Here is a 20,734-nt window from a genome sequence, read left to right as displayed (position 1 = left end):
CTCAGCCCAGCAGCCGGTCGCCGGCGCGCAGCAGGGCGCTGGGCAGCTCGTGGCCGACGACGCGCTGCGCCACCATGGCCGCGTCGATCGCCAGGTCCAGGTCGATGCCGGTGTCGATGTCGCTGTCCCGCAACAGATAGACCAGGTCTTCGGTCGCGATGTTGCCGGTCGCGCCGGGTGCGAACGGGCAGCCACCCAGGCCACCCACCGATGCGTCGAGCCGCGTCACACCGGCCTGCACGGCGGCGTAGGCGCTGGCCAGGCCGGAGCCGCGTGTGTTGTGGAAATGCGCGCCGAGCGGCAGGTCTCCGATGACCGGGCGGACGCGGCTGATCAGGTCGCTGACGCGCCGCGGGGTGGTGGTGCCGATGGTGTCGGCGATGGCGACTCGATCCGCGCCGTATTCACTTGCTGCCGCGGCGATCTCGACTACCCGGCCCGGGTCGGTCGGTCCGTCGAAGGGGCAGTCCCAGGCCGTGGCGATGATGACCTCGGCGCTGGCACCGCTGTCGTGGGCCAAGCCGACGATGTCGGAGATCAGGGCCGTGGACTCGGCCGTCGAGCGCCCGACGTTCGCCTGGCTGTGTCCGTCCGCGGCGGACACCACGTATTCCAGCGACCGCATGCCCGCCGCGAGCGCACGACCGGCGCCGCCGGCCCCCGCCACGAGCGCGGAGAACTCGACATCGGGAAATGCCCCCAGCGCCGCGGCCAATTCGGCGGCATCGGCCAGTGCGGGCACCTTGGACGGCGAGACGAACGCGGTCGCCTCGACCTCGCGCACGCCGGTGGCCACGATGGCCGCGAGCAGTTCCAGCTTGGCGGACAACGGAATCGGGTCTTCGAGTTGCAGGCCGTCGCGCAGGCAGACCTCGCGGACGGTGACGTGGGCCGGCAGGTCGGTCACAACACACCCTCCTCGCGCAGCGCCGCCAACTGCTCGGCATCGAGACCGAGGAGCCGGCCGAACACCTCCTCGTTGTCCTGACCTGGCCGCGCCGAGCCACCGTTGCGGATGGTGCCGGGCGTGTCCGAGAGCACCGGGACGACGCCGGGGCCCTTCACGTTGCGTTGCACGCGTTCGTCCCAGTGGTCGGCGATCATGTTGCGCGCCAGCAGTTGTGGGTCATTCACCACCTCGGCGACGGTGTTGATGGGCCCGCTGATCACGCCGGCCTCCGACAGCGTGGCGATGATGTCGTGGGGCTCACGCTGCGCTGCCCAGTCGCCGATGATCTTGTCGAGTTCGTCCTGGTTGCGGCCCCGCGCCAGATGGTCGGCGAATCGCTCGTCCGTCGCCAGCTCGGGCCGGTCCATGGCCTGACAGAGCCGACGGAACACCGTGTCCTGGTTGGCCGCGATCACCACCCAGCTGCCGTTCGCGCTCTGGTAGATGTTCGACGGTGCGATACCTTCGAGCCGGGTACCCGACGGTCCGCGCACCACGCCGCCGACGTCGTAGTCCGGAATGGTGGATTCCTGGATGGCCAAACAACTTTCGGTGAGTGCCGTATCCACGACCTGCCCCTCACCCGTGACGCTGCGCCGGTACAGCGCGGCGAGCGCGCCCTGCGCGGCGAACATGCCCGCCAGGCTGTCGCCCAGTGACAACGCGAGTCGCGGCGGGGGACCGCCGGGGAAACCGTTCATGTGCCGCAGCCCGCTTGCCGCCTCGGCCACCGATGCGTAGCCGGCCTTCCCGGCGTCCGGGCCCGTCTGGCCGTAGCCCGACACCCGGACCAGGATGATGCCCCGATTATGTTCGCGCAGAACGTCGTAACCCAGGTTCCATTTCTCGAGGGTGCCCGGCCGGAAGTTCTCCACGATCACATCGGACTGCTCGACGAGGTCGAGGAAAAGTTCCCGGCCCTGCTCGGTGCGCAGGTCCAGTGTCACTGCCTTCTTGTTGCGTGCGTGGACCGTCCAGAAGAACCGGTGTCCGTCGAGTTCGGCCTGGCCCCAGGTGCGCAGCGGATCGGGGGCGGACGGCAATTCGATCTTGAGGACCTCGGCGCCCATGTCGCCCAGCAGCCGGCCGGCGAACGGCCCGGAGATCAGGGTGCCGAGTTCGAGCACCCGGATGCCGTCGAGTGCCCCTGTGGTGCTCATGCGGAAAAGCCTCGCTGGTGCAGCCAGTCCGTGCAGATGCCGACGGCCTGCCCCAGGGTGCCGCGCTGATCCGGTCCGGAGTAGTAGTGGTTGGCGCCGGGGATCTCGTGCATCTCTTTGTCCGGATGCCCGATTGCCTCGAACAGCCGCCGCGTGTGGCTGGGCGTGCAGGCGTCGTCGGCGAGGTTGCCGATCACCAGTGTCGGCACCGCGATGTCCGGACCCGCCTTCACGGCGTCACCGTTGGCGTCGTCGTAACTCCACTGCGACAGCCAGCTGCGCAAGGTACAGAATCGGGCCAGGCCGACGGGGCTCATGTTCACCACTCGAGGATCCCCCAGATAGCACTGTCCCGGGGTGCGTTCGTTGGGATCGACCGTCGGGTCGAGCCAGCGCGGGTCGGCCATGGTGCCGTGGACGACGAACGCGAACTCGTCATCGGGACGTCCCGCGGCCTTGAGCTCGGCGAGCTTTTCCTTGACCCACTTGGTGATTCGCCGGTTCCGGGCAACCTGTGCCTCGTGGTACCGGCGCAGGAACTCGGGGGAGTACGGCGGTTGATTGGGGTTTTCCGGGTTGTAGAGATCAAGTTCCGGATCGCGCTTCGACGGGTCGTTCTCGTCGAGGATCGAGGCGTCCATCCACTCGGTCATGGTGCCGTGGCGACTGATGTGGGCGGCCAGCAGCATGAGACCGTCCGCCGGGATCAGGCCCAGTTTGGTCAGGTCGGGCCCGTCCCCGGACGGACTGGCCGTCACCGTCGGGTGTTGCGCCTGCTGCTGGTAGAACACCGACAGTGAGCCACCGCCACTCCACCCGGCGAGGACGACCTTCTCGTAGCCCAGCCGGTTCTTGGCGTCCTTGATGCACTCGCCGAGATCCTCGACCACCTTCTCCATCAGCAACGCCGAGTCGGTGCCGCGGAAGCGGCTGTTGCAGTAGATGACATGGTGGCCGGCGCGGGCGAGGGCGTTGATCATCGGCAGGTAGGCACCGCCCCCGATGGGATGCATGAACACCAGCACGGTGTCACTGGGCTTGGCTTTCGGCTTCAGCAGGTAGCTTTCCAGCACCACCAGCTCCGCCACGCCGCCGTACACATCACGGACCGCCGAGTTGTTCTGGTACGCAACCAGATACGGGATGCGCTCGTAGTCGTGCTTGACGGGTGCTTCAACGGTCATCAGTGCTGCCCCAGATCATTGGCGAGGATTTCGGCGGATGGTGTGAGACGTCGGCGCGTGTCGATGGCGATCACCGACCAGTCGACGCGGTCGTATTGGTCGAACTTGCGGCGGGCGCGCTCCCGCGCCGCTTCCGGTGCGCCGTGGTGAACACCTTGGGGCGCATGGGAAATCAGGCCCGGCGGCATCGGGATGCCGTACAGCGAGCCGGAGTGGAAGAACGCGATCTCGTCGTAGTCGACGTTGCGGTGGTACCAGGGGGTGCGCTCGGTCCCTGGGACGCTCTCGGCCGGCTTGGGCAGGAAGTTCATCACGTAGACGCCGGTCGCCTGCATGAACAGGTGCACCGTCGGTGGCAGATGCACGCTCTCGGACGTGATGACGGTGTAGTCCTCGATGTTGAAGGTGAACGGGAAGTTGTCACCCCGCCAGCCCTCCACATCGAGCGGATTGTGTTGGTAGATGAGAGAGGTGGTCCCGACCCCGTCGATCGGGGAGTGGTAGAGACGCACCTCGTACTCTCCGTCTTTTTGCGGGCCGTCGCCAGTTTCAAGCGGCTCGGGCTCGGGGATGGTGACCTGCGCCGGGTCGAACGGGAAGTGCCGTCCCAGCGTCCCGGCGGGGGGCACCCGGAAGTCATCGGTGGCCTGGATCATGAGCCACGTCGACTCGTCAGCCGGCACCTGCCGGAACGTGCACGCCTTCGGGATGTAGACCCAGTCGCCCTCGCGGTATTGCAGCGGGCCGAATTCGGTCTCCAGGAGCCCGGAACCTTTGTGCACGAACAGAAGTACGTCGCCGTCGACGTAGCGGACGAAGAACGGCATCTCCGTGCTCCGCCGGCTCAGCAGCACCTGACAGTCGGCGTTGGAGAACAGGAGCAGGGGAGTGCCCGCCGCGTCGGTCGCATCCGAGGGCTTCAGCTCGGAGGACAGCACGTCGGTGGGGCGCAGCGGGCCGACGGTGCGGTACGCGGTCGGATCGTTGCGCCGGTACATGTTTGCGGTGCGGCCGACGAAGCCGCCGCGCCCGAGTTCGTCGTCCTTGAGCCCGTCGAGGTCGGCGTGAACTCGCTTGGGAGTCTTGCCTTTGCGCAGGTGGACGAACGATTCCATGCTTGCTCCTGTATGTGGCTGGAACTAAAAGTGACGTTAGTTTCACTTATGGACGGATGTCAATGACCCGACGGAGATTGGCGCGGCCTAACCGTCCAGGTCGACGCGCACGGTCAGCAGGTTGGTGCCGAATGTGCGTACCCCGAAGCTGTTGAACTGCGGCAATTCGCGAAGTCGCGCGGCCGCGTCATCGTCGGGCACCAGGTGCGCAGTCCCGCTGTGCCACCTGCCACGCAACCGCACCCGAACCCGGGGATCGGCCTGGATGTTGCGGATGTACTGGGACTGCTCACCGAATTCCGAGACGAACCAGAATTGCCCGTCGACGATCTTGCCGCCCAGTGGGGTGCGACGGGGTTCGCCGGACTTGCGCCCGGTGGTCTCGAGCAGCGTCTGAAACGGCAACCGCCGCATGACGGGATTGGCGATCCGCTTCTGGAAGAAGTTGGTGAAAGCGGGCTGTGGGTTTGGCATCTGGCTATTTCACACCCTCGTGTTCATCAGATCATCGACGTCCGCGGGATCTTCATCCCGAGTGTGAGTGCGCCGGCCAGCTCCCGGCTGGTGTCGTAATCGAAGACGACGTGTCCGGCCAACACGTCGACGTCGCGCTTGAAGCGCTGCATCGGGCTGGACAGGAAATGGATGCTCGCTCCGCCGGCGCCCATGAGGTCGCCGATCACCGCCCGTGATTCGGCGACGATGTGGGCGGCCGCCAGCCGGGCCTGCGCCCGCACGGGCTTCTCGACGGCGTCGCCGGCGGCGACGATCTCCTCGATCTCGCCGACGGTGTCGGCGAGCAGCGCGCGCAGTGACCGCAACCGCACCTGCGCTCCGGCCAAGTGCGCCTGGGCAATCGGCTTGTCCTTCTGCATAACGCCCTCGTACGGCAGCACCCGCTCGGCCAACCGTTGCGCGTAGTTCTCGGCGACGCGTTCGGCGCTGCCCAGGGCGGGCATGGCGGCGAGCAGCGCCAGCGCCGGCACCATCGGCCAGCGGTAGGTGGCGCTGTCGTGCAGTCCGGCGCCGGGGGCGGTGCCGGCGTAGATGTCGGTCACCTTGACCAGTCGGTGCTCGGGCACGAAGACGTCTGTGGCGAGGACGTCGTTGGATCCGGTGGCCCGCATCCCGTCGGTGTGCCAGACGTCCACGACGGTGACGGCATCGATCGGCAGGAGTGCGAGGGCGGGGTAGATACCGTCATCCGGCCCACAGAGCGCGGCGACGATGATCCAGTTGCCGTGCATCACCCCGGTGGCCCAGGACCAGCGCCCGGACAACTGGATGCCGCCGTCGACCGGCAGCCCCCTGCCGGTCGGGGCCAGCGGTGCCGGCGCCAGGAAGGGGCGGCTGTCGAACGCCTCCTGCTGGGCCTGCGCGCCGAACAGCGCCAGCATCCAGTTGTGCAGCGCCAGGAATCCGATGGTCCAGGCGCTCGAGGTGCAGCCGTGGGCGAGGCGGCGCACCGGATCGAGGATGTCGGGGAACGGCGCCTCCTGCCCGCCGAAACGTGCGGGGACCAGAAGCTCGGTGAATCCGGACGCGATCAGGTCGCTCACGGTGTCGTCGGGAAGGCGTCGGAGTTTTTCGGCCTCGGCGGCGCGTTCGCCGAGCGCGGTTACGAACCCATCAGTGATGCCGGCCTGCGTACTCAACATGAGCCGGACCGTACCATACCTTTTGGTATGGAGGTCAGGTGGCAAGCATCAGGTCGAGGAATCGTTCGCTGCGGGCGGCCAGCCGCGGATGCGGGGAGTCGCCGGAGAGGTGCAAGAACCCGATGCCGACAGCGAAGGTGGCGTCGGCCCGCAGCTCCGCCTCGTCGGCGTCGAAGCCGTAATCCTCGAACGCGCGCCGGACCGCGGCGAGAATGCGCCGGTCCGCGGCGCGCACACTGTCGGCGACGGCCTCATCCGACCGCGCCCACTCCCGCATGGCCCGTTCCAGGGTCCAGTGCCGGGGGCTGACCAGCGAGTTCATCATCTGGATCAGGCGGTCCCGCGGCGGCAGGGCTCCGATTTCCTCGATCTGGCTGCGGTCGGCGTCGCGGAGCTCGCCCCAGCCCTGAATGAGGGCCGAGCGGTAGGCGGCGATGTTGGCGAAATGCCAGTAGAAGCTGCCTTTCGTGACGTTCAACCGAGCGCACAATCGATCGATCTTCAGCGCCTTCAGGCCTTCTTCCGCCAGGATCGCGTAGCCGGCCGCGCGCCAGTCGTCGATACCCAACCGGCTGCCGGGCCGGGTGTCCGGCAGGTCGTCGACGTCGTCCCGATCACTCGTCACAACCGGCAGCCTACGGCCGGATGAACGGCACCCCGCAGTGCCGCCGGGTGATAGCTGAACGATACGAAGTCCGCAACAACCTGGTCTCAAGCGCGATTCGGGGGTTCCTCGGCGTGTCCGGTGCGTGTTTTACTGCCCACAGACAACTGAATCATTCGGTGTGTTCAGTTCCCGTACCAGGCTGAGCCACCGCACGCGGCTGCGGAGATTGCGGCCGTGCCACCAACGCCATCCGATCGCGTGGAGTGGGCACTTTACCCGGTACCCGACACTGAAATGGGATTGTGAATGTTCGTTGACAAGATTCGCGGCCGTTGGGCACGCAGGATCGCTGGCGCCGTTTCCGCCGCCGCCCTGCTCCCCGGCCTCATCGGACTTGCCGGCCAGACAGCGACCGCAGGCGCGTTCTCGCGCCCCGGCCTGCCGGTCGAATACCTCCAGGTCCCGTCACCTGCCATGGGACGCGACATCAAGGTCCAGTTCCAGAGCGGTGGTAACGGGTCGCCCGCGGTGTACCTGCTCGACGGCCTGCGTGCCCAGGACGACTACAACGGCTGGGACATCAATACCGCCGCCTTCGAGTGGTACCTCAACTCCGGTCTGTCGATCGTCATGCCGGTCGGCGGCCAGTCCAGCTTCTACACCGACTGGTACAAGCCGGCGTGCGGCAAGGCGGGCTGCTCCACCTACAAGTGGGAGACGTTCCTGACCTCGGAGCTGCCGCAGTGGCTGCAGGCCAACCGCTCGGTCAAGCCGACCGGTAGCGCCGCCGTCGGCCTCTCGATGGCGGGCTCGTCGTCCATGACCCTGGCGATCTGGCACCCCGAGCAGTTCATCTACGCCGGTTCGATGTCGGGCTTCCTGAACCCGTCCGAGGGCTGGTGGCCGTTCCTGATCAACGTCTCGATGGGTGACGCCGGCGGCTACAAGGCCGACGACATGTGGGGCTCGACGGGCGACCCGAACAACGCCTGGCAGCGCAACGACCCGATGGTCAACATCCCGCGGCTCGTCGCCAACAACACCCGCCTGTGGGTCTACTGCGGTAACGGCAACCCCAGCGAGCTCGGTGGTGACAACGTGCCGGCCAAGTTCCTCGAGGGCCTGACCATCCGCACCAACCGCACCTTCCAGGACAACTACCTGGCCGCGGGCGGCAACAACGGCGTGTTCAACTTCCCCGACAGCGGCACCCACGACTGGGGCTACTGGGGCCAGCAGCTGCAGGCCATGAAGCCTGACCTGCAGCGTGTGCTGGGCGCGAACCCGTCCTCGTAAACCACGACAGCAAAAGGCCCCGGGAGCAATCCCGGGGCCTTTTGTTTGTCACGGTGCTACCGGAGCACGGTCACTTGAGCTGTGCCGACGACAGGCCCAGCAGGCGTCGCGCCACGACGAGCTGCTGAATCTGCTGCGTGCCCTCGAAGATGTCGAGAATCTTCGAGTCGCGGGCCCACTTCTCCAGCAGAGTCTGCTCGGAATAGCCTGTGGTACCGGCCAATTCGACGGCCTTGAGGGTGACGTCTGTGCCCATGCGCCCGGCCTTGGCCTTGCTCATGGACGCTTCCTTCGAGTTCGGGATCTTGTTGTCGGCCTGCCAGGCGGCGCGCAGCGACAGCAGGTACGCAGCCTCCCAGTCGGATTCCATGCGCAGGAACTCGGCAGCCGGTGCGCTCTGGGCGTGGGCCGGCTTGTCGTACGAGATCTCGATGCCCGCGTCGGTCAGGATCGCCCGCAACTCCTCCAGGGCGGCACGGCCCACGCCGATCGCCATGGCGGCCACCATCGGGCGGGTGTTGTCGAAGGTCTCCATGACCCCGCCAAAGCCCTTGTCCACCTTGACCTCCGGATCACCGAGGAGGTAATCCTTCGGGACCCGGCAGTTGTCGAAGCGGATGACCGCGGTGTCGGAGGCCTTGATGCCCAGCTTGTGCTCCAGGCGCTCGACGATGACGCCGGGGTGCTCGCGCGGCACGACGAACGACTTGATGGCGGCCCGGCCGAGCGACTTGTCGACCGTCGCCCACACCACGATGTGGGTGGCGCGCGAACCGGCGGTGACGAAGATCTTCTCGCCGTTGATGACGTACTCGTCACCGTCGAGCACGGCGGTGGTGGTGACCGCCGCGGAGTCCGAGCCAAAGCTCGGCTCGGTGATGGCCATGGCGGCCCACACCTTGCCCCACTTGGACAGCTGTTCCTTGGTGGCGACCGCGGAGATGGCGGCGTTGCCCAGACCCTGGTAGGGCACGGTCAGCAAAAGGGCGACGTCGCCCCAGCTGACCTCGAGCGCGTTCAGCAGCGCAGACATGTTGGCGCCGTTGACGTTTGCGTGCTTGCTCTTGGACTCGTTCGCCGAGAAGCCGGCACCGGCCACCGAGACGGTGTTCGACTCCTGTACGCCTTCGAACAGGCTGGCCAGGGTGTCGAGCTCCGACGGGTAGGCGTGCTCGGCGAGGTCGTACTTACGGGAGATCGGGCGGAGCATCTCGGCGGCGCCCTGGTGTCCCTTTTCCGCAACAGCCTTCAGCTTGCGGGGCAGTTCCAAATTGATTGCCATGATTGGTCTTTCGGGTGAGTGGGAAGAGTTCGGCGGTTGGGCGACTACAGGACGACAACACCCTCGGCGACACCGAGTGCCCGCAGATCGCGGTACCAGCGCTCAACCGGGTGTTCCTTGGTGTAGCCGTGGCCACCGAGCAGCTGCACGCCGTCGAGGCCGATCTGCATGCCCTTGTCGGCGGCGAACCGCTTGGCCAGCGCGCCTTCCCGCAGGAAGGTCATGCCCTGCTCGGCGCGCGACGCACCGCGCCAGACGATCAGGCGCAGGCCGTCCAGTTCGATGGCGATGTTGGCGCACATGAACGCCACCGCCTGGCGGTTGGCGATCGGCTCACCGAACGCCTCGCGCTCCTTGACGTAGGGCACGACGTAGTCGAGCACCGCGTGCGAGGTGCCGACTGCCAGTGCGGCCCAACCCAATCGGGATAGCGCGATGGCTTCGGAGTAGTCGTTGTCGGTCGCTTCGTCCTCGCCGAGGCGGTTGGCCAGCGGGACTGCGACGTTGTTCAGCTCGATCTTGCCCAGGGCCGCGGCGCGGATACCCATGCTCGGGTCGGCCGTGATCGAGAGGCCTTCGGAGTTGGACTCGACGATGAACAGCGCCGGCTTGCCGTCGAGCTGCGCGCCGATGATGAACAGCTCGGCGTCGGCGGCGGCCGGGACCAGCGACTTGACGCCGTTGAGGCGGTAACCGCTGGGGGTGCGGACCGCGGTGGTGCGCAGCGCGGTCGGGTCGAACAGCGCGTGCGGTTCGGCGATCGCGACACAGGCCTGCGGCACGTTCTCGCCGGCGAACGACGGGAGGTACGTGGCCTGCTGACCGGCGCTGCCCCAACGGGTCAGGGCCGACGCCACGCCGCCGGGCGCCAGGATCGGCAGGGCCAGACCCATGTCGCCGTACGCGAGGGCCTCGGCGACCAGTGCCGTGGTGACGGTGTTCTGGGAGGCGGCGATGCCGTCGAACTCCTCGGGCACGTTGATGGCCGTGATGCCGAGTTCGGCGGACTTGGCGATCAGGTCGGCCGGGTAGGTCGCGGCGGCGTCGGCGTCATGCGCGGCCGGTCGCAGGATCTCCTCGGAGAACTCGCGGACGGTCTCGACGATCATCTGCTGGTCTTCGTCCGGGTTCAGGTCGAAGTAGTCCGAGCCGCCCGGCTTCAGGCGGGTCGGGGCGCCGTTGATCCCGGGAATGCGCTTGAACGTCCGGCCCGCGGCGCCGGCGGTGGAGAACGCCGTCTTGATGCCGTACTTCAGGCCGCGGTTCATGGGATCCCGCAGGTTGTACTTGTCCAGGAACTCCTGGCCGACAAAAGGTGTGATCAGCGCCAGACCGATGTCGGTCGCTGTCCGCTTGTGTCGCTGGAGTCCGATGGCGCTCTCCGGGCCCTTGCGCACGGGGCGCTGGGTGGAGCCGGCTTTTGTGCCGTTCTGAGGAAGGGTGTTGGTCATTTCGACAGCCTCGCGTCGTTGGGGCAGTGCGCTATGACCGTATCTTACTCCGGAGTAAGGTACGACGCTCGTGTTATCAACTTCACATTTGAGGACCCGGCGGCCAATGTACGAAAACCCGCGCTGAACGCGGGTTTTCGGGCACGGATTCCAGAATCAGGAGAGGGCGGCGAGCACTTTTTCGTGCAGCAAGCCGTTGGTCGCGACCGCGCTGCCGCCGTGCGGCCCGGGTTCGCCGGCCAGGTTGGTGAACGACCCGCCGGCCTCCCGGATGACGACGTCCAGCGCGGCCAGATCCCAGAGCTTGACCTCCGGCTCGACGGCGATGTCGACCGCGCCTTCGGCCAGGAGGCAGTACGACCAGAAGTCGCCGTACGCCCGCACCCGCCACACGGCGTCGGTCAGTGCGACGAACGCGTCGCGCCGGTCCTCCCAGCCGGTGGTCAGATCCGAGTAGGACAGGCTCGCCGCGTCCAGTGCGTCGACGCCGGACACCGAGATGGGCCTCGTCTGCCCGCCGAAGGAACTGAACGCACCTTCGCCGGTGCCGGCCCACCACCGGCGTCCGAGGGCCGGGGCACTGACCACACCGACGACCGGCACGCCGTCCTCGAGCAGGGCGATCAACGTCGCCCACACCGGCACGCCGCGGACGAAGTTCTTGGTGCCGTCGATCGGATCGATGACCCACTGCCGGCCCGCGAAAACCGCTGTGCCCCCGTACTCTTCGCCCAGTAGCGCATCGCCCGGCCGGGCCGCAGACAGCGTCTCGCGCAGCACCTGTTCCACGGACTGGTCGGCATCGGTCACCGGGGTCAAATCCGGCTTGGTCTCGATGCGCAGATCCAGCGCGCCGAAGCGGTCCAGCGTCACGGCATCGGCCTGATCGGCCAGGGCCAAGGCCAAAGTGACGTCGTCTCGGCGGGACGCGCAATCCGCTGCGCTACTTGCTTGGGTGGCACTCATGAGTGCAGTCCTACCATGAGTACGTGTGGGAATTCGTCGTGCTCATTGTCTTGCTCGGAGCGCTCGTACTGCTGGCCGCCCCATGGCTGCGGCGGACGCGGAGCGGGGAGAGCGGGACGTTGTTGATCACCGGCGTCAGTCCCCGCCCCGATGCCACGGGGGAGCAGTTCGTCACCGTCGCCGGGGTCATCAACGGCCCCAGTGTCAATGAGCACGAGGTGTACGGCCGGATCGCCATCGATGTGGCCGAGTGGCCCGCGGTGGGCCAGTTGGTGCCCGTCGTCTACTCACCCAAGAATCCCGACAACTGGAACTTCGCGCCGCACGCTCCGCAGGCGTAGTCGCGCGGCCTGTCGGCCGTTCACCCACCCCGATTCCGGCGTTTGCTCAGCACCCTCCGAAATTTCCGGCGATCGGGACATTTTGGCTATTGTCCTGTGCTAATAGATCTCCTGTGCGAATAGCCAGCTATCGCATCGAGCTTGCTAAGCCGTCGGCGCGCAGCGCTCGGATTCGACCGTCGGACACAGTCTTTGCGAAAGAAGGGGACCAAAACGCACATGGCCAAAACTCAGATGTCGTCGAGCGGTGGAGCCATCAGGATGATCGGGGTGGGCCTGGCGGCGGGCGGATTGATGCTCCTCGCGCCGGCCGGCCTGGCATCGGCCGATGGCGGGCCGCTTGACGGGTTGGGTGGCGCGCTGACCAACGAGGTCGGTTTTGCCCAGCACTTCACCACCCACAACATCGGGGGACTCGAGGGCATCGCCGCGATCAACACCGGCGGACTGCAGGCCGGCGTGGGGTCGCTGAGCTCGGGCGTGCTGTCGGGGTCGACGGTCACGTCGTCCCTGCTCAATTCAGGTGGCAACCTGACGACATTCGCGGTGCAGGGCATCCTGCGGCCCGGCCACTAGCCGGCCCGGGGCGGCGGCGCGGAAGGCGCGCGGCGGGTCAGCCGTGCGCCACCCGCAGCATGTGGGCCACATCTGTCAGCTTCACCCGCGGGCGGTTCTGGCCCTCGCCGGTTGACCGCTCGTGCGCGTCGATCAGGCGCCAGTGGTCATTGGTGACCAACGCGGGCTGCCGGGACAGGAACCACGCCGCCAGGTCCTCGGTGTGGGTGGGGCCGAAGTCGGCCAGCTCGGCGCCGCAGATGTCCTCGATCAGGGTGTTGACGGTGTCCTGCGAGTCCTTCTTGTTGCTGCCGATCACGCCCGACGGCCCGCGCTTGATCCAGCCGACGACGTACTCGTTGCGTCTGCCCTCGACCCGGCCCTCGGTGTGCGGGATGGTCGCGGCGCGCTCGTCGAACGGCAGGCCCGCGGTCGGGACGCCGCGGTAACCGACGGCACGCACCACCAGCTGGGCCGGCAGTTCATCGCGATGACCACTGTCCTTGGCGACGATCCGGCCGCCGTCGTCGACCAACTCGTTGTGGCCCAACACGATTGACTCGACGCGATCGGTGCCCTTGATCTCGATCGGCGACGTCTGGAACTTGAACACGATGCGGCGCTCGCGCCCGAGGGCCCCGCGTTCGGCGTAGCTGCGCAGAATCTTGATGTTCTGCCGCACGGTCTTGCCGGCCGCTTCCAGGTCCGCGTCGGTGATGCCGTCGACATCGGCGGGGTCGACGATCACGTCGACGTCGGCCATGGCCGCCAGGTCACCGAGCTCGCGCAGTTCCAGCGTCGTGAACGGGGCCTGCAGCGGGCCACGGCGGCCGATGATCACGACCTCGCGGACGCCGCGGGCGCCGAGGGCCGTCAGCGCGTGGTCGGCGATGTCGGTGGCCGCCAGCTCGGCGGGATCGCTGACGAGGATGCGGGCCACGTCCAGCGCCACGTTGCCGTTGCCGACGACCACGGCCCGGTCCTTCGTGACATCGGGGTTCATGGCCGCGAAATGCGGATGCGCGTTGTACCAGCCGACGAAGTCGACGGCCGCCACGCTGCCTTCCAGCTCCTCACCCGGGATCCCGAGCGGCCGGTCGGACTGAGCGCCGATGGCGTAGATGACCGCGTCGTACCGCTCCGAGAGCTCGGTGGCCTGCACGTGCTCACCGACGGTGACGTTGCCGAAGAAGCGGAACCGGGGGTCGTCGGCGATCTTGTCGAACTGCGCCGTCACCGTCTTGATCTTCGGATGATCCGGAGCCACGCCGGAGCGCACCAGACCCCAGGGGGTGGGCAGCATCTCGAGCATGTCGATGCGCAGGTCGACCGGATCATCGGTTGCGGCCTTGGCATCGGCGAATTTCAACAGTGACGCGGCAGCGAAAAACCCTGACGGGCCGGATCCGACAACCGCCACATGGTAAGGGCGCATATGTATGGTTTGCCTTCTTGTTCTGCTCAGTGCGCGCAAGGGGCTGTCGCGACGCGGCCGAGCGGGCCTACAGGGCGATGCTAAACCGGTCTAAGCGATCAGGGCTTGCAATGTGAAAGTCCGTCTCACTGGTCGGTACCCTCATCCTTTGTGGACCTCGACCGTCAAGCCGACATTGCCGCCCTCGACAGCACTCTGACGACTGTGGAGCGGGTGCTCGACGTCGAAGGTCTGCGCGCGCGAATCGCCAAACTCGAAGACGAGGCATCCGACCCCAAGCTGTGGGACGACCAGGCCAACGCCCAGAAAGTGACCAGCAGCCTGTCGCACGCACAGGGTGAGCTGCGCCGGGTCGAGGAGCTGCGTGGACGGGTCGAGGACCTGCCCGTGCTCTACGAGCTGGCCGAGGAAGAAGAGGGCGCGGCCAAGTCCGACGCCATCGCCGACGCCGACGCCGAATTGGCCAAGCTGCGTGAGGACATCGAGGCGCTCGAGGTTCGAACGCTCCTGTCGGGGGAATACGACGAGCGGGAAGCTGTCGTCACCATCCGCTCCGGCGCCGGTGGCGTCGACGCTGCCGACTGGGCCGAGATGTTGATGCGCATGTACATCCGCTGGGCCGAGAAGCACGGGTATCCGGTCGAGGTTTTCGACACGTCGTACGCAGAGGAGGCGGGCATCAAGAGCGCGACGTTCGCGGTGCACACGCCTTTCGCGTACGGCACGCTGTCGGTCGAACAGGGCACGCACCGGCTTGTGCGAATCAGCCCCTTCGACAACCAGAGTCGGCGCCAGACGTCGTTCGCCGACGTCGAGGTGCTGCCGGTCGTCGAGACCGCCGACTCCATCGACATCCCCGAAGGCGATGTCCGGGTCGACGTCTACCGGTCCAGCGGCCCGGGCGGTCAGTCTGTGAACACCACCGACTCGGCGGTCCGGCTGACGCACATCCCGACGGGCATCGTCGTGACCTGTCAGAACGAGAAATCGCAGCTGCAGAACAAGGTTTCCGCGATGCGAGTGCTCAGCGCCAAGCTGCTGGAACGCAAGCGCCAGGAAGAGCGCGCCGAGATGGATGCGCTCAAGGGCGACGGCGGCAGCTCCTGGGGCAATCAGATGCGCTCGTACGTGCTGCACCCCTACCAGATGGTCAAAGACCTGCGCACCGAGTTCGAGGTTGGCAACCCGGCCGCCGTGCTCGACGGCGACATCGACGGCTTCCTCGAAGCCGGGATCCGCTGGCGCAACCGAAAAGAAGATGACTAACTTTTTCTCTGACTTTGTCGCGAGCCAACCGCAATCGCTCGGTTGGTGGGCTCAACAGTGGCATGACTTCTGGCGAGGCTCGATCGGCGAGTGGATCATCACCCGCGGGCTGCGCATCGTCATGCTCGTCATCGCGGCGATGCTCATCGCGCGGTTCGTCGGCTGGCTGACGCACCGGATCACCGCCCGCATCGATGAGCGTTTTCAGGAGAGCGACGCGCTGGTCCGGTCGGAGACCACCAAACACCGGCAGGCCGTCGCCTCGGTGATCTCGTGGGTGACGATCGCGCTGGTGTCGGTCATCGTGCTGGTCGACGTCATCGGAATCCTCGGCATACCCATCGGTTCACTGGTCGCGCCCGCCGCCGTGCTGGGCGCCGCGCTGGGTTTCGGCGCGCAGCGCATCGTGCAGGACCTGCTGGCCGGGTTCTTCATCATCACCGAGAAGCAGTACGGCTTCGGTGACCTGGTGGCGCTCACCGTCACCGGCATCACCGTGCCGGCCGAGGGCACCGTCGAGGACGTCACGCTGCGCGTCACCAAGCTGCGCTCCAGCGACGGCGAGGTGTACACGATCCCGAACGGCCAGATCGCCAAGACCGTCAACCTGTCGAAGGACTGGGCACGCGCGGTGGTGGACATCCCGGTGCCCACGACGGCGGACCTGGGCAAGGTCAACGACGTGCTGGGCCGGGTGTGCGAACGCGCGATGGAGGACCGCCAGCTGCGTACACTGCTGCTCGACAAGCCCCAGTTGATGGGTGTGGAGAGCATCGAGCTGGACACCGTGAACCTGCGCATGGTGGCGCGGACGCTGCCCGGCAAGCAGTTCGAGGTCGGCCGGCGACTGCGCGTGATGGTCGTCTCCGCGTTCGGGCGGGCCGGCATCGAGAGTCCTGCCGACCACGAGCCTGAAGTGGAGGCCATGGTGCATCCCGCCACGGTCGGCGGCGCGGAGGACAAGACCCAGGGGCCGGGGGACGAGCAGTGATGAACGCGCTGTCCCGGATCGCGGTCAAACGCGCCGACCGTACCTGGCCGACCTACATCCTGGGGCGGTTCCGAACGTCCACGGTCGGCCTGATCGTGGCCTTCTTCGTGGCGTACTGGCTGCACCAGACCTACGCGCCCCCGCCACCTCCGCCGCCACCGCAGCCCGCGGTGGTGCCGCCGGGTTTCGTGCCCAACCCCGAGTACACCTGGGTGCCGCGTACCGACGTGCGCCCGAAGTCGACGTACCGGCCGACGCCGACGGAGACGGAGACCACCGAGACGACGACCACGACCACCACGACCACGACGCCGAGCAGCACGCCGACCACGACCACGACGACGGCGCCGCCCACCACGACGGTCATCACTCCGGCGCCGGGCCTGCCGCCGATCACGCTGCCGGTGCTGCCCGGCATGGCGCCGGCACCGACTCCGGCCCCCGCACCGTCGCCGCCATCGGGCCCGCTCCCGGCCGCAGCGCCCGCCGATGGCCCGGTCACGACCACCATCATTTCGCCCGGCGCGGCACCCGCGCCGAGCTAGCGGCATCAGCCTCAGCCGTCACACCTCAGCGTCCGACTACACTGGCGTGCCGTGATGATCACCCTCGACCACGTGAGCAAGAACTACAAGTCTTCGGCACGCCCAGCCCTGGACAATGTGTCGCTCAAGATTGACAAGGGTGAGTTCGTCTTTCTCATCGGTCCGTCCGGTTCCGGGAAGTCGACGTTCATGCGTCTACTGCTCGGTGCCGAGGTGCCGACCTCGGGTGACATCCGCGTCTCGAAGTTCCACGTCAACAAGCTGCCCAGCCGGCACATCCCGAGCCTGCGCCAGGTGCTCGGCTGCGTGTTCCAGGATTTCCGGCTGCTGCAGCAGAAGACGGTGTTCGAGAACGTGGCGTTCGCGCTCGAGGTGATCGGCAAGCGCCCGGACACCATCAACCGCATCGTGCCCGATGTGCTGGAGATGGTGGGCTTGTCGGGCAAGGCCAACCGGCTGCCCGGTGAGTTGTCCGGTGGCGAACAGCAGCGGGTCGCGATCGCCCGGGCCTTCGTCAACCGGCCGCTGGTGCTCCTGGCGGACGAACCCACCGGCAACTTGGACCCCGAGACGAGCAACGACATCATGGACCTGCTGGAGCGGATCAACCGCACCGGTACGACGGTCGTGATGGCCACCCACGACCATCACATCGTCGACTCGATGCGTCAGCGCGTCATCGAACTCGAACTCGGCCGCCTCATCCGTGATGAGCAGAGCGGCGTCTACGGAATGGATCGCTAAGTGCGCTTCGGCTTTCTCGTCAATGAAGTCCTGACTGGATTTCGTCGCAACGTCACCATGACGGTCGCCATGATCCTGACGACCGCCATCTCCATCGGCTTGTTCGGCGGTGGTCTGCTGATCGTCCGCCTGGCCGACCAGTCCAAGCAGATCTACCTGGACCGCGTGGAGAGCCAGGTCTTCCTGACCGACGACATCTCGTCCAATGACCCCAACTGTGACGCCGACCCGTGCAAGTCGCTGCGCAAGCTGATCGACGACCGCAAGGACGTCAAGTCGGTGCGGTACATGAACCGGGACCAGGCGTACGACGACGCCGTCCGCCGGATTCCGGCGTTCAAGGACTATGCGAGCAAGAAGGCGTTCCCGGCGTCGTTCGTCGTCAAGCTCGACAATCCCGAGCAGCACAAGGGATTTGAGGATGCGCTGCGCGGACGTCCCGGTGTGCGTCAGGTGACCGACCAGAAGGAACTGGTCGACCGGCTCTTCGGCATTCTCGACGGCATCAGTGCCACCGCCTTCGCCGTGGCTCTCGTTCAGGCAATCGCCGCGACCCTGTTGATCGCCAACACGGTGTTGATCGCCGCACGTACCCGCAGCACCGAGATCAGCATCATGAGGCTGGTCGGCGCCACGCGCTGGTACACGCAATTGCCGTTCTTCGTCGAAGCGGTGCTCGCGGCACTGGTTGGTGTGGTGCTTGCCGTCGTCGGGTTGATCATCGTCCGGGCGATGTTCCTCGAGGACGTGCTCAACCAGTTCTATCAAGCGGGTTTGATCGCCAAGGTCGACTACGCCGATGTCCTCGTCTATTGCGCGCCGCTGATGTTGTTGCTGGGGCTCGGCATGGCCGGCATCACCGCATACGTCACGCTACGCGCGTACATCCGGCGGTAGCGATGGCGAAGAAGAAGGACGACAAGGACAAGTCGGGTAACAACTCCGTCGTCGCGACCAACCGCAAAGCGCGACACAACTATTCGATCATCGATACCTACGAGGCGGGGATCGCGCTGGTCGGCACCGAGGTGAAGAGCCTGCGTGAGGGCCTGGCATCGCTGGCCGACGCGTTCGCCACCGTCGATGACGGCGAGGTGTGGCTGCGCAACCTGCACATCGCCGAGTACCACCACGGCACCTGGACCAACCACGCGCCGCGACGCAACCGAAAGCTGTTGTTGCACCGCAAGCAGATCGACATGTTGGTCGGCAAGCTGCGGGACGGCAACTTCACGCTGGTTCCGCTGAAGCTGTACTTCTCCGACGGCCGGGTCAAGGTCGAATTGGCGCTGGCCCGCGGTAAGGAAGCGCACGACAAGCGCCAGGACATCGCCAAGCGTGATGCGCAGCGCGAGATCACCCGTGAGATGGGCCGCCGTTTCAAGGGCAAGATCTGACCGGGGTTCTGCTCGCGCTGCTGTCGGCGCTGGGCTACGGCATCAGCGATTTCGTCGGTGGTATCGCGGCACGGCGCGTCGCGGCACTGCGGGTGGTGCTGGTGTCATACCCCATCGCCGGGGTACTGCTGACGGTGATGGCATGCGTTGTCGGCGGCCAGGTTTCGTCGAACGCGGTGCTCTTGGGTGTGTCGTGCGGCGTGCTGCAGGCATTCGGCATCTGGTGGTTCTACGCCGCGTTGGGTTCCGGACCGATATCCGTCGTCTCGCCATTGACCGCGATCCTGGTGTCGGCAGGGCCGATTGCCGTCGGCGTCGCCATGGGGGAGCGGCCCAGCGGGCTGGCGATCGCCGGGATCGCGCTGGCGTTGGTCGCCGTCGCGCTGGTGAGCGCTCAGGCCACCGATGAGGACGAGACGCCGCACCGGTTCACGGCCAAGGTCGCCTGGCTGACCGTCGGCTCGGGATTGACCTTCGGGCTCAGCTTCGCCGTGATCCATCAGGTGCCGCACGACGCGAAGCTCTGGCCGTTGGTGTTCGCCCGCTTCGCGGCCACCGCGGTCGTGATGATCGCCGCGGTGGTGACCCGCAATTTCGCACTGCCGGCCGGACTTCCGCTGAAGCTCGCCCTCATCGCGGCGGGACTCGACGTCATCGCGAACGTCGCGATGCTGCTGGCGCTGCAGGCCTCGATGCTGTCGTTGGCGAGTGTGCTGATCTCGCTCTATCCCGCGGCGACCGTCGCCCTGGCCATGGTGGTGCTCAAAGAGCGCGTACGGGCCTGGCAAGCCGTCGGCATGGTGCTGGCGTTGGGCTCGGTCGCGATGATCGCCGCGGGATAGCCGGCAGCACTAGAGCTGATTGATCCGGATCAGGTTGCCGGACGGATCGCGAAATGCGCAGTCGCGCACGCCATAATCCTGGTCGGTCGGTTCCTGCAGCACGTCGGCGCCCGCGGCCTCCAGGCGCGCGAACAACGCGTCCAGGTCATCGGTGGCCAAGGTGACGGCGCCGTAGGAACCCTTGGCGATGAGCTCCAGGATGGTGCGACGCTCGTCGTCGGTGATGCCGGGGTCGGCGGCCGGCGGGTGCAGCACGATCGACGTGGCCGGCTGTCCGGGCGGGCCGACCGTGATCCACCGCATGTCTTGGTAGCCAACGTCTTTGCGCACCTCGAAGCCGAGATCGTCGCGGTAGAACTTCAGCGCGGCCTCGGCATCGGTGTGGGGCAGGAATGCGTAGTGAATGGAGATGTCCATGCCCGTCACGGTAGTGGCGGTCAGTGCGGCGGTGCTTCTTGATTCCTGATCGGTCTGGTGACCTGCCGGGCCAGGCAGGCGGGAATGCCGTCGGCCGCCTGCGAATGGTCGCGGCGGTACACACTCGGCGCCACCCCGACCAGTTCGGTGAACCGCGTACTGAACGTGCCCAGCGATGAAAAGCCAACGGCGAAGCAGACATCGGTCACGCTGAGGTCGCCGCGACGCAGCAGCGTCATGGCCCGCTCGATGCGCCGCGTCATCAGGTACGAGTAGGGCGATTCCCCGTAGATGCGCCGGAACTCCCGGCTGAGGTGACCGGCCGACATGTGCGCGCCACGGGCCAGGTCTTCGACATTGAGGGGCTTGGCGTACTCCCGGTCGATCCGGTCCCGCACCTTGCGGATCACCGTGATGTCCCGCAGGCGCTGTGCCTCGGCCCGGTCGTCCCCCATATGGCCATCGTCGCATGACCAACGATTGGGATGCATTGCGCGATTCGCCTTCCGCGGCCGTCCGGCCGTCGTACGGTC

The 20,734-nt window shown here is 66.8% G+C and carries 23 protein-coding genes; 10 read left to right on the top strand and 13 right to left on the bottom strand.

The annotated features are described in order from the left end of the window. Nucleotide 1 precedes the first annotated feature (1 nt). From H289_RS0120560 to H289_RS0120530, 7 genes are all read right to left on the bottom strand, one after another. On the bottom strand, nt 2–907 hold the full coding sequence (locus H289_RS0120560; RefSeq protein ID WP_020102704.1) for a hydroxymethylglutaryl-CoA lyase: 906 nt from the start codon (nt 905–907) through the stop codon (nt 2–4). Then, nucleotides 904–2,109 (bottom strand): CaiB/BaiF CoA transferase family protein, encoded by a 1,206-nt coding sequence (locus H289_RS0120555; RefSeq protein WP_020102703.1) that lies wholly within the window; start codon nt 2,107–2,109, stop codon nt 904–906. Before H289_RS0120555 ends, H289_RS0120560 begins: the two co-directional genes overlap by 4 nt. Beyond that, on the bottom strand, nt 2,106–3,293 hold the full coding sequence (locus H289_RS0120550) for an alpha/beta hydrolase (protein WP_020102702.1): 1,188 nt from the start codon (nt 3,291–3,293) through the stop codon (nt 2,106–2,108). Before H289_RS0120550 ends, H289_RS0120555 begins: the two co-directional genes overlap by 4 nt. Next, nucleotides 3,293–4,408: a homogentisate 1,2-dioxygenase gene (locus tag H289_RS0120545; protein WP_020102701.1), complete on the bottom strand. Its 1,116-nt coding sequence runs from the start codon at nt 4,406–4,408 to the stop codon at nt 3,293–3,295. The genes H289_RS0120550 and H289_RS0120545 overlap by 1 nt, the downstream gene beginning before the upstream one ends. A gap of 87 nt (nt 4,409–4,495) precedes the next feature. Next, nucleotides 4,496–4,882 carry a nitroreductase/quinone reductase family protein gene (locus H289_RS0120540; RefSeq protein ID WP_020102700.1) on the bottom strand — a complete coding sequence of 129 codons (387 nt, stop codon included), beginning with the start codon at nt 4,880–4,882 and terminating at the stop codon, nt 4,496–4,498. A gap of 26 nt (nt 4,883–4,908) precedes the next feature. Beyond that, complete coding sequence (locus H289_RS0120535) at nt 4,909–6,066, bottom strand: acyl-CoA dehydrogenase family protein (protein ID WP_020102699.1); 1,158 nt, start codon at nt 6,064–6,066, stop codon at nt 4,909–4,911. A gap of 34 nt (nt 6,067–6,100) precedes the next feature. Beyond that, nucleotides 6,101–6,691, bottom strand: a complete 591-nt coding sequence (locus H289_RS0120530) for a TetR/AcrR family transcriptional regulator (protein WP_020102698.1) — start codon at nt 6,689–6,691, stop codon at nt 6,101–6,103. A 288-nt stretch (nt 6,692–6,979) separates the two neighbouring features. On the opposite strand from H289_RS0120530, the gene H289_RS0120525 reads away from it, so the two are divergent. Further along, nucleotides 6,980–7,969, top strand: coding sequence for an esterase family protein (locus H289_RS0120525; protein ID WP_020102697.1), 990 nt, complete (start codon nt 6,980–6,982; stop codon nt 7,967–7,969). Nucleotides 7,970–8,039: 70 nt separating this feature from the next. Here the strand turns inward: H289_RS0120525 and H289_RS0120520 are convergent, their stop codons facing one another. The 3 genes from H289_RS0120520 to hisN form a co-directional block, all read right to left on the bottom strand. Next, nucleotides 8,040–9,251 (bottom strand): acyl-CoA dehydrogenase family protein, encoded by a 1,212-nt coding sequence (locus H289_RS0120520; protein ID WP_020102696.1) that lies wholly within the window; start codon nt 9,249–9,251, stop codon nt 8,040–8,042. Between the two features lie 44 nt (nt 9,252–9,295). Further along, the gene (locus H289_RS0120515) at nt 9,296–10,702 is read right to left on the bottom strand and encodes an acyl-CoA dehydrogenase family protein (protein WP_020102695.1); all 1,407 of its coding nucleotides are present in this window, start codon (nt 10,700–10,702) and stop codon (nt 9,296–9,298) included. A gap of 156 nt (nt 10,703–10,858) precedes the next feature. Continuing rightward, a complete protein-coding gene (hisN, locus tag H289_RS0120510) occupies nt 10,859–11,668 on the bottom strand; it encodes a histidinol-phosphatase (protein ID WP_051128545.1) in 810 nt (269 codons plus the stop codon). Nucleotides 11,669–11,712: 44 nt separating this feature from the next. On the opposite strand from hisN, the gene H289_RS0120505 reads away from it, so the two are divergent. Together H289_RS0120505 and H289_RS0120500 are read left to right on the top strand one after the other, a co-directional pair. After that, nucleotides 11,713–12,009: a hypothetical protein gene (locus tag H289_RS0120505; protein ID WP_371824577.1), complete on the top strand. Its 297-nt coding sequence runs from the start codon at nt 11,713–11,715 to the stop codon at nt 12,007–12,009. Nucleotides 12,010–12,228: 219 nt separating this feature from the next. Continuing rightward, nucleotides 12,229–12,585 (top strand): hypothetical protein, encoded by a 357-nt coding sequence (locus H289_RS0120500; protein ID WP_155944190.1) that lies wholly within the window; start codon nt 12,229–12,231, stop codon nt 12,583–12,585. Between the two features lie 37 nt (nt 12,586–12,622). On the opposite strand, the gene H289_RS0120495 is transcribed toward H289_RS0120500, so the two are convergent. Continuing rightward, nucleotides 12,623–13,999 carry an FAD-dependent oxidoreductase gene (locus tag H289_RS0120495; RefSeq protein ID WP_029105505.1) on the bottom strand — a complete coding sequence of 459 codons (1,377 nt, stop codon included), beginning with the start codon at nt 13,997–13,999 and terminating at the stop codon, nt 12,623–12,625. Between the two features lie 150 nt (nt 14,000–14,149). Between H289_RS0120495 and prfB the strand changes: the two genes are divergently transcribed. The 7 genes from prfB to H289_RS0120460 are packed head-to-tail and all read left to right on the top strand — an operon-like array spanning nt 14,150 to nt 19,784. Next, the gene (prfB, locus tag H289_RS0120490) at nt 14,150–15,265 is read left to right on the top strand and encodes a peptide chain release factor 2 (RefSeq protein ID WP_020102690.1); all 1,116 of its coding nucleotides are present in this window, start codon (nt 14,150–14,152) and stop codon (nt 15,263–15,265) included. Next, nucleotides 15,258–16,256, top strand: coding sequence for a mechanosensitive ion channel family protein (locus H289_RS0120485; protein ID WP_020102689.1), 999 nt, complete (start codon nt 15,258–15,260; stop codon nt 16,254–16,256). The genes prfB and H289_RS0120485 overlap by 8 nt, the downstream gene beginning before the upstream one ends. Further along, the gene (locus H289_RS0120480; protein ID WP_020102688.1) at nt 16,256–16,801 is read left to right on the top strand and encodes an Rv3103c family proline-rich protein; all 546 of its coding nucleotides are present in this window, start codon (nt 16,256–16,258) and stop codon (nt 16,799–16,801) included. Before H289_RS0120485 ends, H289_RS0120480 begins: the two co-directional genes overlap by 1 nt. 54 nt (nt 16,802–16,855) lie before the next feature. After that, nucleotides 16,856–17,545 carry a cell division ATP-binding protein FtsE gene (gene ftsE / locus H289_RS0120475; RefSeq protein WP_020102687.1) on the top strand — a complete coding sequence of 230 codons (690 nt, stop codon included), beginning with the start codon at nt 16,856–16,858 and terminating at the stop codon, nt 17,543–17,545. After that, a complete protein-coding gene (gene ftsX / locus H289_RS0120470; RefSeq protein WP_020102686.1) occupies nt 17,546–18,442 on the top strand; it encodes a permease-like cell division protein FtsX in 897 nt (298 codons plus the stop codon). 2 nt (nt 18,443–18,444) lie between these two features. After that, nucleotides 18,445–18,942: an SsrA-binding protein SmpB gene (gene smpB, locus H289_RS0120465; RefSeq protein ID WP_020102685.1), complete on the top strand. Its 498-nt coding sequence runs from the start codon at nt 18,445–18,447 to the stop codon at nt 18,940–18,942. After that, nucleotides 18,939–19,784, top strand: coding sequence for an EamA family transporter (locus H289_RS0120460; RefSeq protein WP_090562393.1), 846 nt, complete (start codon nt 18,939–18,941; stop codon nt 19,782–19,784). The genes smpB and H289_RS0120460 overlap by 4 nt, the downstream gene beginning before the upstream one ends. Before the next feature lie 9 nt (nt 19,785–19,793). Here the strand turns inward: H289_RS0120460 and H289_RS0120455 are convergent, their stop codons facing one another. Together H289_RS0120455 and H289_RS0120450 are read right to left on the bottom strand one after the other, a co-directional pair. Next, on the bottom strand, nt 19,794–20,201 hold the full coding sequence (locus tag H289_RS0120455) for a VOC family protein (RefSeq protein WP_020102683.1): 408 nt from the start codon (nt 20,199–20,201) through the stop codon (nt 19,794–19,796). Nucleotides 20,202–20,221: 20 nt separating this feature from the next. Further along, on the bottom strand, nt 20,222–20,656 hold the full coding sequence (locus H289_RS0120450) for a helix-turn-helix transcriptional regulator (protein ID WP_020102682.1): 435 nt from the start codon (nt 20,654–20,656) through the stop codon (nt 20,222–20,224). Nucleotides 20,657–20,734 lie beyond the last annotated feature (78 nt).

Source organism: Mycobacterium sp. 360MFTsu5.1 (assembly GCF_000383495.1).
GTDB classification, from domain to species: domain Bacteria; phylum Actinomycetota; class Actinomycetes; order Mycobacteriales; family Mycobacteriaceae; genus Mycobacterium; species Mycobacterium mucogenicum_B.
Note: the sequence above shows the minus strand (reverse complement) of the source record. Positions and strands in the feature narration are given on the sequence as shown.